Annotated in this window: 10 protein-coding genes; 4 read left to right on the top strand and 6 right to left on the bottom strand. The window is 68.6% G+C overall.

Annotated features, from left to right (window positions below; all coding sequences use genetic code 11):
• The first annotated feature begins 94 nt into the window (after positions 1–94).
• From ACFCYE_RS04390 to ACFCYE_RS04380, 3 genes are read left to right on the top strand one after another with little or no spacing between them, the layout of a single operon-like run.
• Entirely contained in the window at positions 95–631 is a 537-nt protein-coding gene (locus ACFCYE_RS04390; protein ID WP_376176620.1) for a MarR family winged helix-turn-helix transcriptional regulator, read from the top strand.
• Positions 631–1,083 (top strand): SRPBCC family protein, encoded by a 453-nt coding sequence (locus ACFCYE_RS04385; RefSeq protein ID WP_376176618.1) that lies wholly within the window; start codon positions 631–633, stop codon positions 1,081–1,083. The genes ACFCYE_RS04390 and ACFCYE_RS04385 overlap by 1 nt, the downstream gene beginning before the upstream one ends.
• Before the next feature lie 10 nt (positions 1,084–1,093).
• A complete protein-coding gene (locus tag ACFCYE_RS04380; protein WP_376176617.1) occupies positions 1,094–1,537 on the top strand; it encodes a YdeI/OmpD-associated family protein in 444 nt (147 codons plus the stop codon).
• A 41-nt stretch (positions 1,538–1,578) separates the two neighbouring features.
• Here the strand turns inward: ACFCYE_RS04380 and ACFCYE_RS04375 are convergent, their stop codons facing one another.
• From ACFCYE_RS04375 to ACFCYE_RS04355, 5 genes are all read right to left on the bottom strand, one after another.
• Positions 1,579–2,355: an enoyl-CoA hydratase-related protein gene (locus ACFCYE_RS04375; RefSeq protein ID WP_376176615.1), complete on the bottom strand. Its 777-nt coding sequence runs from the start codon at positions 2,353–2,355 to the stop codon at positions 1,579–1,581.
• Positions 2,356–2,449: 94 nt separating this feature from the next.
• Positions 2,450–3,334, bottom strand: a complete 885-nt coding sequence (gene mmsB / locus ACFCYE_RS04370) for a 3-hydroxyisobutyrate dehydrogenase (protein ID WP_376176613.1) — start codon at positions 3,332–3,334, stop codon at positions 2,450–2,452.
• On the bottom strand, positions 3,331–4,482 hold the full coding sequence (locus ACFCYE_RS04365) for an acyl-CoA dehydrogenase family protein (protein WP_376176611.1): 1,152 nt from the start codon (positions 4,480–4,482) through the stop codon (positions 3,331–3,333). Before ACFCYE_RS04365 ends, mmsB begins: the two co-directional genes overlap by 4 nt.
• A 17-nt stretch (positions 4,483–4,499) precedes the next feature.
• Positions 4,500–6,002, bottom strand: a complete 1,503-nt coding sequence (locus tag ACFCYE_RS04360; protein ID WP_376176609.1) for a CoA-acylating methylmalonate-semialdehyde dehydrogenase — start codon at positions 6,000–6,002, stop codon at positions 4,500–4,502.
• 81 nt (positions 6,003–6,083) lie between these two features.
• Positions 6,084–6,530: a hypothetical protein gene (locus ACFCYE_RS04355; RefSeq protein ID WP_376176608.1), complete on the bottom strand. Its 447-nt coding sequence runs from the start codon at positions 6,528–6,530 to the stop codon at positions 6,084–6,086.
• 221 nt (positions 6,531–6,751) lie between these two features.
• Here ACFCYE_RS04355 and ACFCYE_RS04350 point away from each other — a divergent pair, with 221 nt between their 5' ends.
• A complete protein-coding gene (locus ACFCYE_RS04350; RefSeq protein WP_376176606.1) occupies positions 6,752–10,444 on the top strand; it encodes a choice-of-anchor I family protein in 3,693 nt (1,230 codons plus the stop codon).
• Between the two features lie 153 nt (positions 10,445–10,597).
• Here ACFCYE_RS04350 and pulA read toward each other — a convergent pair whose 3' ends face one another.
• Positions 10,598–16,300: a pullulanase-type alpha-1,6-glucosidase gene (pulA, locus tag ACFCYE_RS04345; protein WP_376176604.1), complete on the bottom strand. Its 5,703-nt coding sequence runs from the start codon at positions 16,298–16,300 to the stop codon at positions 10,598–10,600.
• Positions 16,301–16,319: the final 19 nt, after the last annotated feature.

The raw sequence follows: 16,319 nt of genomic DNA, 5'->3' as shown, positions 1-16,319 counted from the left end.
GACTGAGTCTCACCGCCGACGACCGCCGAGCGCTCCACGCTCCGAGCGTAGCGCGCCGCACCGACTCCGCGGCAGGGCCGAGTAGCGTGGAGGCGTGGCCCAGCACCGACCCCTGCCCATCGATCCGCTCGCCGAGGCGAAGCGGCAATGGCTCGCGCACGGGTGGACGGATGCCGCCGAGGGCATGACAGTGGTCATCTCGGTGATGCGGGCGCAGCAGCTGCTCCTGGCCAGAGTCGACGCGGCGCTCAAGCCGTTCGAGCTGTCGTTCGCCCGCTACGAGGTGCTGCGCCTGCTCGCCTTCAGTCGTCGTGGACGCCTGCCGCTGTCGAGCGTGGTGTCCCGCCTGCAGGTGCATGCGACGACGGTCACCAGCACGGCCGACCGGCTGGTGCGGGACGGCCTGATACTCCGTGAACCGCATCCGCACGACGGTCGCGCGGCGATGCTCGCACTCACGGATGCCGGCCGTGAGCTCGTGGAGCGGGCCACCACCGCGCTGAACACCGAGGTCTTCGCCGACCCGGGCATCAGCCCCGAGGATGCCGCAGACCTGGTCGGCATCGTCGCCCGTCTGCGCAAGGATGCCGGGGACTTCACGGACCCGCGCCCGCAGCCCGATCCGCTCTGATGGCCTCCTTCGTCATCGAACGCGTGATCCGTGCCGCGCCGGAGCGGGTCTACGCGGCATCCCTCGACCCGCAGCTGCACGTGCGGACGATGGCGAGGTACGGCGAGACCATGGAGACGGGGCCTGCCGGCGGATTCTTCACCGAGGGTTCGACCGTGACCTGGCGGGCGCGGCACTTCGGCATCCCGTTCCGGCTGACGTCCATCGTGTTCGAGCTGGACCCGCCGCGCCGATTCTGCGACCGCCAGATCGCCGGACCATTCGCGCAGTTCCACCACGAGCACGAGTTCGAGGAGCATCCGGACGGCACGCTGATGCGTGACACCGTGACGCTGCGCTCCCCGTTCGGGCCGATCGGCTCGCTCGTGGACCGGCTGTTCATGCGGGCGTACCTGCGCCGGCTGATCGATGAGCGCGGTGCCATCCTGGCCGCCGAGGTCGAGCGCGCGTAATCTGTCCGGCATGACCGAGCTGCGCCTGCACACCGTCCTCGAAGCCCACGGGCCCGCGGCCGCGATCGCCCTCACCGACGAGCAGGTCGCCGCTTTCGGCGCCGGCAAGGTCTTCCCGGTTGTGGTCACGATCGGCGACCGCAGCATCCGCCTCCGGCTCGGGCGGATGGGCGGGCTGAACATGATCGGGTTCAGCAAGGCCGCCCGCGCCGAGATGGGCCTCGAGATCGGGCAGGACGTCGACGCCACGATCACGGTGGACACCGCGGAGCGCGAGGTCGAGGTCCCGCCGGCGCTCGCCGAGGCACTCGATGCGGATCCCGCGCTGCGCGCTTCGTTCGATGCCCTCTCGTACTCGAAGCGCAAGGAGCATGCGCGCCAGGTCGCCGAGGCGAAGACCGAGGAGACCCGGGACCGCCGCGTCTTGAAGGTGCTCGCCGCGCTGCGCGCCTGACGCTCGACCGGCGCGCAGCGAGAAACCGTCCCCGCGGCGATTCAGCTGTTGGTGAACCGCGGCGCGCGCTTCTCGCGGAAGGCGGCCATGCCCTCTTTCTGATCCGCGGTGTCGAACAGCGCAGCGAACGCCTGCTTCTCGTGTGCGAGGCCGTCTGCGAGCGGCGTCTCCATCGCAGCATCCAGAGCGGCCTTGGCAGCGTAGATGCTCGGCAGGGACTTCGACGCGATCGTCTCCGCCAGCTTCTCGGCCTCGGCGATCAGTTCGGATGCCGGGACCACCCGCGAGACGAGTCCTGCGCGCTCGGCCTCCTCGGCGCCGATCAGGCGACCGGAGAGCACGAGTTCGGCGGCTTTGTAGTACCCGACGGCGCGGATCAGCCGTTGCGTGCCGCCCATGCCGGGAATGACGCCGAGGTTGATCTCCGGCTGGCCGAACTTCGCCGTGTCGGCCGCGAGGATGATGTCGCACATCATCGCCAGTTCGCACCCACCGCCCAGCGCGAAACCGCTCACCGCCGCGATGACGGGGGTGCGGACGGCGGCGAAGTCGTTCCAGGCGCCGAAGTGGTCGGTGGCGAGCATCTCGGATGCCGTCATCGACTCCATCTCCTTGATGTCGGCCCCCGCGGCGAACGCCTTCTCGCTTCCGGTGACGACGATCGCGCCGACCCCGTCGTCCGCGTCGAACGCGACGGCGGCGGCTGTCACGTCGTCCGCGACCTGCCCGTTGAGAGCGTTCAGCGCCTGCGGGCGGTTCAGGGTGATCCAGCCGACGCGGCCGCGCTGTTCGACCAGGATCGTCTCGTACTCGCTCATGGGTTCCTCACCTCAAAGGTTTCGAATCGCGCGAATGACTGCAGAAGTCGTCCGAACGCGGTCATTCGAGCGATTCGAACGTGCCCGTCGATCTTCACACGGCGCCGTCTCGGATGTCGGCGATGATGCCGGAGAAGTCGCGCGTCGCACCGTCACCGGCCGCGTAGGCCGCGTAGATCTCCTGTGCCAGTCGTCCGAGGCGGGCATCCGTGCCGGTCTGCTCGATCGCCTCGAGCGCGAGCCCGAGGTCCTTCGCCATCAGCGCGCCGGCGAAGCCGGGCTGATAATCGCGGTTGGCAGGGCTCGTCGGCACCGGTCCTGGCACCGGGCAGTTCGTCGACAGCGCCCAGCACTGGCCGGACGCGTTCGAGGCGACCTCGTACAGTGCCTCGTGGCTGAGACCGAGACGCTCGGCGAGCACGAACGCCTCGCCGACGACGATCTGCGACACCCCGAGGATCATGTTGTTGCAGACCTTCGCGGCCTGTCCGAGGCCCGGGCCACCGCAGTGCACGATGCGTCGGCCCATGCGTTCGAGGACCGGCTGCGCTGCGGCGAAGTCGTCATCCGAGCCACCGACCATGAACGCGAGGGTCGCGTTCTCGGCCCCCACGACGCCACCGGAGACGGGGGCGTCGACCTGTCGGTGACCGGCGGCGATCGCGAGGGCGTGCGCCTCCTGCGCGTCGGCGACCGCGATCGTCGACGACTCGATGAACAGCGTCCCCGTCGGCGCGGCCGCCAGCAGTCCTTCTCGATAGGCGGAAAGCACGTGGGCGCCGGCCGGGAACATCGTGATGACGACCTCGGCGGATGCCGCGGCATCCGCCCCCGTCGCCGCGATCGGGATGCCGTCAGCGGCCGCGGCATCCCTCGCCTGCGGCATCACGTCGAAGCCGGTGACCTCGTGCCCTGCGGCGATGAGGTTGTGCGCCATCGGCAGGCCCATGTGGCCGAGGCCGAGGAAGGCGATTCTCATGACGCGACCTTGAGGGTCTCGCGTCCCACGATGAGCTGCATGATCTCGTTCGTCCCTTCCAGGATCTGGTGCACGCGCAGGTCGCGCACCACTTTCTCGATGCCGTAGTCCTGCAGGTACCCGTACCCGCCGTGCAGTTGGAGCGCACGGTTCGCGACGTCGAAGCCGGCGTCTGTGGCGAAGCGCTTGGCCATCGCGCAGCGCACCGATGCATCTTCATCGCCCGCATCCACAGCCGCGGCGGCGTCCTGCACCATGAGTCGCGCCGCGTGCAGCTGCGCGCGCATGTCGGCGATCGCGAACACGATGCTCTGCTTGTCGGCGAGCGGCTCACCGAAGGTGAACCGCTCGTGCACGTACTGGATCGCCTTGTCCAGTGCCCACTGCGCGCCGCCGAGCGAACAGGCGGCGATGTTCAGGCGCCCGCCGTTGAGGGCGGACATCGCGATCTTGAAGCCGCCGCCTTCGTCGCCGAGACGCGCGGATGCCGGGACCCGCACCTCGTCGAGGATCACCTGTCTGGTCGGCTGCGCGTGCCAGCCCATCTTCTTCTCGGGCGCCCCGAAGCTCAGGCCAGGGGTGTCGCCGGCGACGAGGAAGGCCGTGATGCCTCGCGCTCCCGCATCGCCGGTGCGCGCCATCACGACGTAGACGGCGGCTTCGCCGGCGCCAGAGATGAACTGCTTCACGCCGGTGAGCACGTATTCGTCGCCGTCGCGGATCGCACTCGTGGCGATGGCCGCGGCATCCGATCCGGCACCGGGCTCGGTCAGGCAGTAGCCCCCGAATCCGGTCATCCCGGTCAGGATCGGCAGCCAGTGCGAGCGCTGCGCCTCGTCGCCGTAGCGGTCGATCATGCCGACCACCATGTTGTGGATCGAGATGTACGCGGCGACAGCGGGGTCGCCCTTGGCCAGCTCCTCGAAGATCGCGACGGTGTCGGAGCGCGACAGCCCGGTTCCGCCGAAATCCTCACTGGCGTACACGCCGCCCAAGCCGAGTTCGCCGGCGAGCTGCAGGCTCTCGCGCGGGAAGATGTGCTTCTCGTCGCGCTCCTGCGCGAACGGAGCGAGCTCCGTCTCGGCGAACTCCCTGACCGCCTGCAGAATGGCGTGGCGTTCCTCGGTCGTGGTGGTGATGAGGCTCATCGATGCTCCTTGTGGGATCAACGGGTGGTGGGCATGACGAAGCTGGCTCCGTCGCGGACGCCGTGACCGGGCCACCGGCTCGTCACGGTCTTGGTCTTCGTGTAGAAGCGGAAGGAGTCGGGCCCGTGCTGGTTCAGGTCGCCGAAGCCGCTGCGCTTCCAACCGCCGAACGTGTAGTAGCCGAGCGGCACCGGGATCGGCACGTTCACCCCGACCATCCCGACGTTCACGCGAGCGGCGAAGTCGCGGGCTGCATCGCCGTCCCGGGTGAAGATGCCGACGCCGTTGCCGAATTCGTGGTCGGATGCCATCGCCAGCGCCTCCTCGTAGTCCCGCGCCCGCGCGATCACGAGGACCGGACCGAAGATCTCCTCGCGGTAGATCGACATGTCGGTGGTCACGTGATCGAACAGGGTCGGGCCCAGGTAGAACCCTTCCTCGTATCCGTCGACGACGAGACCGCGGCCGTCGGCGAGCAGGGTGGCCCCGGCATCCACCCCCTGCTGGATGCAGTCGGTGACACGGTCGACAGCGGCGCGCGTGATGAGCGGTCCGTAGTCGACGCCCTCGGCGTGAGATGGTCCGATCCGCAACTCGGTCACGCGCTCGGCGAGCTTGGCGGCGAGCGCGTCGGCCGTCTCGTCGCCCACGGGCACCGCGACGGAGATGGCCATGCAGCGCTCCCCCGCCGAGCCGTAGCCGGAGCCGATGAGCGCGTCGACGACCTGGTCGAGGTCGGCGTCCGGCATGACCACGAGGTGGTTCTTCGCGCCGCCGAAGCACTGCGCTCGCTTGCCGTGCGCGGCGGCGGTGGCGTAGATGTACTCCGCGATCGGGGTGGAGCCGACGAAGCCGATCGCCTTGACGCGCTCGTCCTCCAGCAGCGCGTCGACGGCCTCCTTGTCGCCATGGACGACATTCAGGATGCCGGCCGGGAGCCCTGCCTCGAGGAACAGCTCCGCGAGTCGCACGGGGACCGATGGGTCGCGTTCGCTCGGCTTGAGCACGAACGCGTTGCCGGCGGCGATCGCCGGCCCTGCCTTCCACAGCGGGATCATCGCCGGGAAGTTGAACGGCGTGATGCCCGCGACCACTCCGAGCGGCTGACGCAGCGAATACACGTCGATGCCGGTCCCGGCTTCGGTGGAGTACTCGCCCTTGAGCAGGTGGGGCGCGCCGACAGCGAACTCGATCACATCGAGCCCGCGCTGGATGTCGCCCTTCGCGTCGTCGAAGGTCTTGCCGTGCTCGCTGGAGAGCAGCCGGGCGAGATCGTCCATGTCCCTGTGCACGAGGTCGAGGAATCGCATCAGCACCCGCGCGCGCTTCTGCGGGTTGGTCGCGGCCCACGCGGGCTGTGCCGCCTCGGCATTCGCGATCACTCGACGGACCTCATCGGCGCTCGCGAGCGGCACACGGGCCTGAACTGCTCCCGTGCTGGGATCGAACACGTCCGCGAAGCGCCCGGAATCGGGAGCCGAGTGCGATCCGCCTACGAAATGGGGAATGATGCGAGTCATTGTGCGAAGTCCCTTCGTGCCGTCGTTGGCACAAGGAAAGCTTACTTTGCCCCTCATTGATTTACTAGGGCGTCCTAGTATTCAGAGATAGTCGTCCGGGTGGAGCTGACGGACGCCGCGGTTGTGCAGCAGGAACTGCGCCCGCAACGGGACCGCGAGCGACGAAGCCGCATCCGCCATCGCGCTCGCCCACGCGCGATCGTCCTCATCCAGAGTGCTCGGGCCCACCCTCTCCCAGACCAGCACGACGCTCGCGTTGCCGGTGGCCTCGCGGAGCAGACCGCTGCGATGCATGAGCAGGTGCGCCTGGTCGACAAGACCGAGGTCATCGACCTCGACCTCTTCGTGAGGGTCATCGGGGTAGTCGTTCATCGGCATGAGCGGATCGCCGAGGCGGCCGTGCTCGTCGATGAACATCAGCCACATCTGGCGCAGATTCGCCTGCCTCAACAGCACCTGCAGCAGGTCGCGCAGGTCGTCGTCGTGGTCGAGGACCAGTTCTCTGAGAGTCGTGTTCGTGTCGGTCATGAGGCGATGATCGCGCGATCGCCGCGCACGGGTGCGCGGAGTTCCGAGGCCTGTGGACAAGTCGCCCCCGCACACGCACCGGTGCAGAGCGAGTGGCGCGCCGGCCGTTCCCCGACCGTTCACCCCGACGCCATCTGCGGTGGATAGACCTGCTTGCAGTCGTCACCCGCGACCCGCGCGGCTGTGCCGCGATCATCCATCCCCGAACACCCGAGGAAAAGATGCCTTCTGCACCCTCCCGGCGCGTCGTCTGGACGACATCCGCCGCCACCCTGACGTGTGCCCTCGCGCTCACGCCACTGATCGCAGTCTCCGCCGCACAAGCGGCTGTCGTGCCCGCGCCGATCGTCCACTCCGTCGAGGACGCGGCGATCAGCCTGTCCCCGCTCGGCTCGTTCGAGACCGGCGTGTTCGACGAGTCGGCTGCCGAAATCGTCCAGGCCCACGGTGATCGGCTGTTCGTCGTGAACGCCAAGGCCGGCTCGGTGAACGTCCTGAACTACTCGGATCCTGCGGCGATCGCGCCGCTGTTCTCGATCGAGTCGGACGGCGTCGCGAACTCCGTCGCGGTCCGTGACGACGGCCTCGGCGTCATCGCCTTCGAATCCCCGGTCAAGACAGACCCCGGCCACCTCGTCTTCTTCGACGCGAATGCGGCGGACGCGGCTTCCGCGATCCTCGGCCAGGTGACGGTCGGCGCCCTGCCCGACATGGTCACCATCTCGGACGACGGCAACTACGCCGTCGTCGCCAACGAGGGCGAGCCCTCCGACGACTTCACGAGCGACCCCGAGGGTTCGGTCGCGGTCGTGACGCTGCCGGGAACTCTCGCGGCGCCGACCCAGGATGCCGTGCGCATCGCCGATTTCCATGCATTCGAGGAGGGCGGCGCCAAGGCGCTGCCCGCGGATGTTCGGGTGTTCGGCCCGACGCCGGAGAGCGACCTTCCCGTCAGCCGCAACCTCGAGCCGGAGTACATCACGATCGACGGCGGCACGGCTTATGCCGCCCTGCAGGAGGCCAACGCCGTCGCCGTCGTGGACATCGCGTCCGCGACCGTGACGGACATCTTCTCGCTCGGATTCAAGGATCATTCGGTCGAGGGCAACGGCCTGGACGCCAGCGACAAGGACGACTCCGTCGACATCCGCACGTTCGAAGGGCTCAAGGGCGTCTACATGCCCGACGGCCTCGACTCCTACACCGCCGGCGGTACGACCTACCTCGTGACGGCGAACGAGGGAGACGCCCGCGAGTGGGGCGACTACGCCGAGCCGAGCCGAGTCAAGAACCTCGAGGAGGACGGGTACGGACCGGTCTGCGAGAACCTCGCAGCACTCACCGGAGACGCCGACCTCGGACGCCTCAACGTGACCATCGAGAACGGCTTCAACGAGGCCGAGGGCTGCTACGACGAGCTGTACGCGTTCGGCGCACGCTCCTTCTCGATCTGGACCACCGACGGCGAGCAGGTCTTCGACTCCGGCGACGCGTTCGAGCAGATCACGGCCGCCGCCGCCCCGGAGTTCTTCAACTCCAACCACTCCGAGTCGAACTTCGAGGGCCGCAGCGACGACAAGGGACCCGAGCCGGAGAGTGTGACCGTCGGAGAAGTCGACGGGCGCACCTACGCCTTCATCGGCTTCGAGCGTGTCGGCGGCGTCGCCGTGTTCGACATCACCGATCCCGCCGCCGCGTCGTTCGTGACCTACCTCAACAACCGCGATTTCTCGGTGTCGGTCGAGGATGCCGACGACCCGGCAGCCGTCCTGTCGCAGGCGGGCGATCTCGGTGTGGAGGGGATCGTGTTCATTCCGGCATCCGAGTCGGCGACCGGTGAGCCGATGCTCGCCGTGGCGAACGAGGTGTCGGGAACGACCACGCTGTTCGCGATCGACTCGGTGAACGACAGCACGACGACGGATGTCCAGGTCCTGACGATCAACGACTTCCACGGCCGCATCGAGGAGAACCTCTCGGGCGGCGAGGCCGGCGCAGCCGTTCTGGCCGGCGCCGTCGATTCCTTCGAGGCGGAGAACCCCCACACGGTGCTCGTCTCCGCCGGCGACAACATCGGCGCTTCGACCTTCACGTCGTTCATCGACGACGACAACCCGACCATCGACGCGCTGGTCGCGGCCGGTCTGGATGTCAGCACGGTCGGCAACCACGAGTTCGACCAGGGCTTCGCCGACCTGACCGACCGCGTGCTGCCCCGCTTCGGCGGGACGCAGTTCGGTCTGGGCGCGAACGTGTACCTCAAGGGCACCGACACCCCAGCGCTGGATGAATTCTACGTCGAGGAGATCGACGGCGTGCGCGTGGCGTTCATCGGCACCGTCACGGCCGACACGGCCGCCATGGTGACGCCGACCGGCATCGCCGACATCGAGTTCGGTGACCAGCTCGAGGCGGCCAACCGGGTGGCTTCGGAGATCACCGATGCGGATGCCGCGGACGTGATCGTGCTGCTGTCCCACACCGGCGCGGCGGAGTCGGAGTGCGAGGCCGTCGCCGCTGACACGAGCGACTTCGGCGCTCTCGTCCACGACGCGTCGGCCGAGATCGACGCGATCGTCTCCGCGCACACGCACCAGTCCTACTCCTGCCTCATCGAAGGACCGTCGGGCATCGAGCGTCCGGTGATCCAGGCGCACCAGTACGGCACGACCCTCGGCAAGCTGGACATCTCCGTCGACACCGCGTCGAAGGAGCTCGTCTCCATCGATGCCTCCCTGGTGCCGCTGGTCGTGGACGGCGCAGCCGCCTACCCCGCCGACCCCGAGGTCGCCGAGATCGTCGCGGCTGCTCAGGCGGTCGCCGAGGAGGAGGGCTCGGTCGAGGTCGGTTCGATCACCGCCGACGTCCTGCGCGGCGGCGAGCCGGCCGGAGCCGACCGCGGTGTCGAGTCGACGCTCGGCAACACCGTCGCCGACCTGTACCTGTGGGCGACGTCCAACGAGGACTATGCCGGTACCCCGGCGCAGATCGGCGTGATGAACCCTGGCGGCCTGCGCGCCGACCTGCTCTACGGCACCGATGGCACGCTCACCTACCGTGACGTGGCGGCCGTCCAGCCCTTCGCCAACACGCTCGTCACGGTGACGCTGACCGGCGCGCAGGTGAAGAGCATCCTCGAGGAGCAGTGGCAGCCGGACGGTTCGGAGCGTCCGAAGCTGCACCTGGGTGTCTCGGAGGGCTTCACCTACGAGTACGACCCGGAGGCTCCGCGCGGTGAGCGCATCCTCGCGATGTCGTTCCAGGGCGAGGAGATCGACCCGTCGGCGGAGTACACCGTCGTGACGAACTCCTTCCTGGCGGCCGGTGGCGACAACTTCACCACCTTCGCCGAAGGCACCGACCGCACTGACACCGGCCAGGTGGACCTGACCGCCACCGTGGCGTACTTCGCGGCGAACAGCCCTGTCGCGCCGGCCGAACTGGGTCGCGCCGTGGTCTCCGACGGATCGGCCGAGCCGAACCCGACGCCGACGCCGACCGAGCCGACGGAACCGGGAACGGATGCCTGGGCGACCGTGACCCTGTCGTCCACGAGCGTCGAGCAGGGCGGCACCGTCACCGTGTCGGTCTCCGACCTCGAGCCCGGTCAGCGGATCGCCGCCGTGCTGCACAGCGACCCGATCGTGATCGACGGCATCCCGGCGGCCGATGCCTCCGGCGCTGTGGAGTTCACCGTCGCGATCCCGGCGGACTTCGCGCCCGGTGCGCACACGCTCGTGATCACCTCGGGCGAGCTCGCGCCGATCGAGGCCTCGCTCACCGTCACCGCCGCGGGCGGCCTGGCGACGACGGGTGGCGCCGCCCCCTGGGGCGTCGCCCTGGGCGCCGCAGCGCTGCTCACCGCCGGCGCCGTGCTGTTCGTGACGCGCCGCCGTGGCGTGATCGCCGACTGACGCGCACCCATCGCCCGGCCCTTCGACTCCGAGGGGCCGGGCGATGTCGTCTTCCGGGGCGTCGGCCGGACACCTGCACGGCCCGGGAACGGAAGCACGACCGGAAATCGGTTCCGGGTCGTGCTTCCGTTCCCGAGTCGTGCGTCCGTACCGTTACTGCGCGTCCACCAGGACGGCGACCGAACGGGCGGGGACCGTGACGGTGCCCGTCCCGGCATCCCAGGTGGTCGCCGTCACCACGGCATCCGACCCATCGGCCTGGGCCGAAGTCAGCGCGAAGTCGCGGCCGGCGAGGTCCGTCACCGTCTGCGAGATCGCGGATGGCGAGGCGTTGAACACCACCAGAGCGCCTTCCAGCGCCGGGTCGACGTCGTCGCCGACGAGATCGTCGATCAGCATCACGATCACGCCAGGCGCGGCATCCGCACCGCTGTTCGGGAAGGTCACCTTCTCGTCGATCAGGTCAGCGGAACCCAGCCGCAGCAGGTCGACCTCCTCGCGGATGCGCAGCAGATCCAGCGCGGATGCCTCGGCCGCCGCGATGTCGGCGGCCGCGGGCTTCAGGGCAGGATCTGCCAGCAGCGGCGCCATGATCGACCATTTCTCCTCGTTGTCCGCGGCCGGCGGCAGGCCGGAGCCGAACGTCGACTCCTGGCCGGTCCAGTCGATGCGGTTGAACCAGTCGCCCGAGTCATAGCTGTTGCGATCCAGGGACTTCGATCGCAGCAGCTCGGTCCCGGCGTGCCAGAACGACGGCGACTGGGACAGCGTCACGGTCGCCAGCGACAGCGTGTTCATGCGGACGCGGTCAGCCATCGTCGTGCCGGTCGGCAGCTTCAGCACCGACAGGTCGTACAGCGTCTCATTGTCGTGCGCGTCGACGTAGTTGATGACCTCGCCAGGTTCGTCCGCGTAGCCCGCCTGCGAGCCCCGGTAGTCGATGTCGGATCCCGCGGTGACCGCGCCATCGCTGGTCGTGAACGCGTAGTCGCGCAGATTGCCGGCCAGCCCGAGCTTCACCAGATCCGTCTCGTGGCCGAGGTCGGCGATCGCCTGCTCGGTCGTGCCGTTGATCGGGTCGCCGTTCGGATCCGTGCCGAGTCCCGTGCCGAAGCCCTGGCGGAACGTGGACGAGCCGTCCACCGGACTCCCGCCATGCACGGCGTCGCGCAGTCGGTCGTTGAACGTGCCGATTCCGGTGCCGCCGAGCTGCCCCTGCGTCGCCTGCTCGAACAGCGCGTTGTTCGCCACCTCGCCGAAGTTCCAGCCCTCGCCGTAGAGGTGGATCGCCGAGCCGTCGACGCCGTCCTTCTTCACCGTGAGCGCGTCCAGAGCCTCGCGCACGGCGCGCATGTTGGCCGTCGAGTGGTGCCCCATCAGGTCGAAGCGGAAGCCGTCGACCTTGTAATCCCGCGCCCACGTCACGATCGAGTCGACCATGAGCTTCTGCGCGGCGAGGTGCTCTGTGGCCACGTTCTGGCAGCAGGTCGACGTCTCCACGGAGCCCGCCGCGTTCAGCCGGTGATAGTAGCCGGGTACGACACGATCGAGCACCGACGTGTCCGCCTGTCCTGAGGCCGCGGTGTGGTTGAACACCTCGTCCAGCACGACCTGCAGCCCCATGTCGTGAAGCGAGCCGACCATGGTGCGGAACTCGCTCACCCGGGCACCGCCGTCCGCTTCGACCGCGTACGAGCCCTCGGGCGTCGAATAGTGGAACGGGTCGTAGCCCCAGTTGAAGCCGTCGGCACCGGCGACCGCACCGACGCACGCCTGCTGTTCCTCGGACGCGGGACCGAAGGACGCGAGGTCGCATTCCGGCACGGCCTGGGTCGCCCGATCCTCATCGATCGTCGCGATGTCGAAGGACGGCAGCAGATGAACGGTGTTGATTCCGGCATCCGCCAGCTCGCGCAGCTGATCCGTGCCCGCGCTGTCCTCCGCGAAGGCGAGGTAGGTGCCGCGCTTCGCCTCGGGAACCGATTCGTCGCCGATCGAGAAGTCACGGATGTGCAGCTCGTAGATCGCACGATCGACATCGCGCTCGATCTCTGGCGCCTCGGCCTTCTTCCAGAGCTTCGGCTCCCAGGCCTTGTCGTCCAGATCGACGGCGACCGATCGTTCGGAGTTCAGGGTCAGCGCGACCGAGTACGGATCGGTCACCCGGTTCGTCTCGATCTTGCCGGTGCTGGGCGCGTAGACGACGACCTCCCACAGGAACTCGTCGTTCTTCAGTGCCTTGTCTCCCTTGACCTGCCAGACGCCGGATACCGCATCCCACGTCGCCTCGTGGCGCACGGGCTCGCCGGCGTCGTCCGCGTCCCAGGTCAGCAGGGTCGCCTGCTGCGCGGTCGGGGCCCACAGCCGGAACGTGGGCTTCTTGCCCTGGAACGTCACGCCGAGGTCGACGTCGTCGAGTTCGGATGCGTAGAGATCGTCGAGGATGCCGGGGATCTGCACGCCGGTGTACGCGGTGACGGCTCCGTCCACGCCGACCTGGGACACGGCCAGCTGCGTGCGGACGAGGGCTGCGGCATCCGCGTCGGAGATCCTCAGCGCGACGTAGCCCGCCAGCGCGGGGAAGCGCGCGGTCTGCTTCTCGGTCAGCGTGCCGTCGACGGTCAGCTCGATCGCCTCGCCGCCGGTGACCTGTCCGTCCGTCAGAGCGAGGGAGGCGTCGGATGCCGAGTGCAGCACGTATCCGGCCTTGTCTGCGGCGCCGAGGTTCGCGGGCCAGGCGATGGTCGCCTCGTCGATCCAGTGCGCGCGCAGCTCGCCGATGCCCGGCAGCGGCGGGTTCTCGCTGGTCACCTCGAGCACATGCGTGGCGAGCGTGTATCGGAACGACGTGACCTTGCCCTCTGTGGCGCTGAACGAGATGTTCGCGCCGTCGCGGGCGCCGTCGACGCCGTAGTTCTCGGCCCAGCTCAGGCCGTGCGCGACCTTCAGCTCGTATGCCCCGGTGGGCAGGGCGGAAGTCGAGAACTCGTATACGCCGTCGCGATCGCCATCGGCCATGAGCGTGCCGAGGCAGTCCGGCGACCAGTCGGCCGCGCACCCGAGCTCGTCCTGGAGCGAACCTGGCAGGGTGACGATGGGTCCTTCGGCGCTGGACTGCACGATGTTCGTCCGCGGGTCGAAGTAGAACGAGATCGGTCCGCCGGTGTGACCGATCGCGATGTTCGAACCGTCGGGAACACCGTTCGCCCCGTAATTGATGCTCCAGTTGCCGTTGATCGCGGCCTTGTACTCGTAGTCGCCGGCCGGCAGGTCGAACGTCCCGGACCAGATGCCGTCGGCGCGCAGCGACAGCTTCGCCTTCTCGCAGCCGGGCTCCCAGTCGGCGGCACAGCCCATCTCGGAGTTCAGGCTGCCGGCGACCGTCACCGAATCGAAGGTCGGCTGCGGCTCCTCGGTCTCGACGAGCGCGACGGCGTTGCCGACGGACGCGAAGGTGGATGCCGCGGCGTGGTGCCCTGCGGCATCCGTCGTCACCGCTCGGTACTCGACCAGCGTGCCCTTCTCCAGGCCGCCGAGGTCATGGAAGACCCGGGGATCGGTGTCCTCGGCGGTGCCGAGCGGGTGCCACTCGTCGGAGCCTGCGACGCGCCAGGAGAAGCTGGTCTGCGCCCACTGGTCGGCGATGTCCGCGGTGACGGCGGCCTGACCCGTGACGCCGGCGCCGGCCGTAGGGACCGTGAGGGTGATGGGTGCGGCCTCGGCGGGGGCGGTGACCGTGGTATCCGCCTTCCAGACGGCCGCCGACAGGGCGGGGACCGTGATGCCGGTCGCGGCGCTCTGGTCGGTGGCCAGCGCGTCCGCCGTGCCGTACAGCGGAGCGAACGACGCGTCGGCGGTCAGCGTCGTGACGTCGACGGTCTGGTCGGTCGTGGCGTTGTTGACCGCGACGAGATACTCGACCTTCTCCGCGGCATCCACGCGGGAGAAGGCGTAGACCCCGGGTCCGGATGCCGCGTAGCGCTCGATCTGCGCTCCGTCGGACAGCGCGGGGTGCGCCGATCTCAGTGCCGAGAGGTCGGCGATGTGCGCGTAGAGCGGGGCGTCCGTGGCGTAACGGTCGACGGAACCGGCCTGCTCGCCCGTGATGAGGTTCTGGTTCGCGTACTCGTCGACCTGGGTCGCGAACAGCGTCTGGCGGGCATCCTTGTCGCCGCCGGGGCCGGTGAAGCCCTGTTCGTCGCCGTAGTAGACGACGGGCTGGCCGCGGGTCAGGAACATCAGCTCGTGGGCGAGCTCATCGCGCTCGAGCGGCGCGTCGAGGTGGTCGACGAAGGAGCCGACGCGGCCCATGTCGTGATTGCCGAGGAACGTCGGCAGAGCCGTCGACGACGTATCGGCGGTCGTGTAGTAATCGTCGCCTGCGAACAGCGACTGAAGGCCCTTGGCGGAGTTGCCCGCGGCGAAGCTCACCGCGGAGGACTGGAAGGTGAAGTCCAGAACCGAGTTCATGTCGGTCTGTCGCACATATGGCGACAGCTTCACCGGATCGGCGTCGTAGACCTCGCCGAACATGAAGAAGTCGTCGTTGCCCTGCGCGTGCGCGTAATCGAGGACATCCGCGGACCACTGCTCCCAGAACTCGAAGTTCACGTGCTTGACCGTGTCGATGCGGAACCCGTCGATGCCGAGGTCGATCCAGTCCTGATAGACCTCCACGAAGCCGTTCACGACGGTGGGGTGCTCGGTCATCAGGTCATCCAGGCCGTCGAAGTCACCGTGCGTGACCGACTCGCCAGACCAGGTCGAGTTGCCGCGGTTGTGGTACAGGGTCGGGTCGTTCAACCAGGCCGGGACCTTGGCGTTCTCGTCCGCGACCACGGGGGTGTACGGGAAGCTCGTGGCGGGGTCGAGGGTCGGGAAGTCGGTGCTGCCCGCGACGTCAGCGGGGTCGAAGGCGGTGCCTGCGGCATCCGTGTAGGGACGAGTGGCCTGGTCGACGTAGGAGTACGTCTTCTCGGCGTAGTCGATCACGTCGGCCGTGTGGTTGGTGATGATGTCGAAGTAGACCTTGATACCCCGCGCGTGCGCGTCGGCGATCAGCGCCTCGAGCTCCGCGTTCGTGCCGAGGTGCGGGTCGATGCGGGTGAAATCGGTGATCCAGTAGCCGTGATAGCCGGCGCTGGCGGCGTCACCTGCGCCTTGGACGGCCTTGTTCGCGAAGCTCGGCGTCAACCAGATCGCCGTCGTGCCGAGCCCCTCGATGTAGTCGAGGTTCTGGTGCAGTCCCGCGATGTCACCGCCCTGATAGAAGCCCTTGTTCGTCGGGTCGAAGCCCGTGGTGAGCCGGTCGCCCTCAAGGCCCCCGGTGTCGTTCGACGGGTCGCCGTTCGCGAACCGATCGGTCATCACGAAGTAGAACTGTTCGCCATCGCCCTGCTGACGGACGGGGTTCGTGACGAGCGCGTCGTCGTCGGCCGTGTAGCCGCCGCGGAGGTCCGTGACCTCGAGGCCGACTCGCTTGAGCGTGTCGTCGAATGTGAAGCGCAGGGTCGATGGACCGTCGATCGTGAGCGGGATGTTGTCGCCGCCGCCGTCGAGCCCGTACGCCTCATCCCAGGTGTCGTTGAGTGCGACCTTGTACTCGTACGTCCCGCCGGGCACCACGAACTCTGCGCTGTAGACGCCGTCGACGCCGGTGGGTGCGAGCTCCGTCTCCACGCAGTCGGGCGCCCAGTCGGCGGCACAGCCGAGTTCGGACTGCAGGTCGCCGACGAGAGCGACCGTTCGGTCGGCGGCTGACGCCTCTGAGGTGGTGCCTACGGTGCTCATGCCGGTGGCGGCGAGTGCCACTGCGGCGAGGAGGGCGGTACGGCGCTGGACGGTCTTCTTCGACACGAAAGTCTCCCTGCGGGAC

This window comes from Microbacterium sp. NPDC056234 (assembly GCF_042267585.1).
Taxonomy (GTDB): domain Bacteria; phylum Actinomycetota; class Actinomycetes; order Actinomycetales; family Microbacteriaceae; genus Microbacterium.
This window is presented reverse-complemented; position numbering and strand designations above follow the sequence as displayed.

Excerpts from the sequence above, each read along its gene's own strand:
- ACFCYE_RS04385 (WP_376176618.1), top strand. The coding sequence starts at position 631 with ATGGCCTCCTTCGTCATCGAACGCGTGATCCGTGCCGCGCCGGAGCGG.
- ACFCYE_RS04380 (WP_376176617.1), top strand. The coding sequence starts at position 1,094 with ATGACCGAGCTGCGCCTGCACACCGTCCTCGAAGCCCACGGGCCCGCG.
- ACFCYE_RS04375 (WP_376176615.1), bottom strand. The coding sequence starts at position 2,355 with ATGAGCGAGTACGAGACGATCCTGGTCGAACAGCGCGGCCGCGTCGGC.
- mmsB (WP_376176613.1), bottom strand. The coding sequence starts at position 3,334 with ATGAGAATCGCCTTCCTCGGCCTCGGCCACATGGGCCTGCCGATGGCG.
- ACFCYE_RS04365 (WP_376176611.1), bottom strand. The coding sequence starts at position 4,482 with ATGAGCCTCATCACCACCACGACCGAGGAACGCCACGCCATTCTGCAG.
- ACFCYE_RS04360 (WP_376176609.1), bottom strand. The coding sequence starts at position 6,002 with ATGACTCGCATCATTCCCCATTTCGTAGGCGGATCGCACTCGGCTCCC.
- ACFCYE_RS04355 (WP_376176608.1), bottom strand. The coding sequence starts at position 6,530 with ATGACCGACACGAACACGACTCTCAGAGAACTGGTCCTCGACCACGAC.
- ACFCYE_RS04350 (WP_376176606.1), top strand. The coding sequence starts at position 6,752 with ATGCCTTCTGCACCCTCCCGGCGCGTCGTCTGGACGACATCCGCCGCC.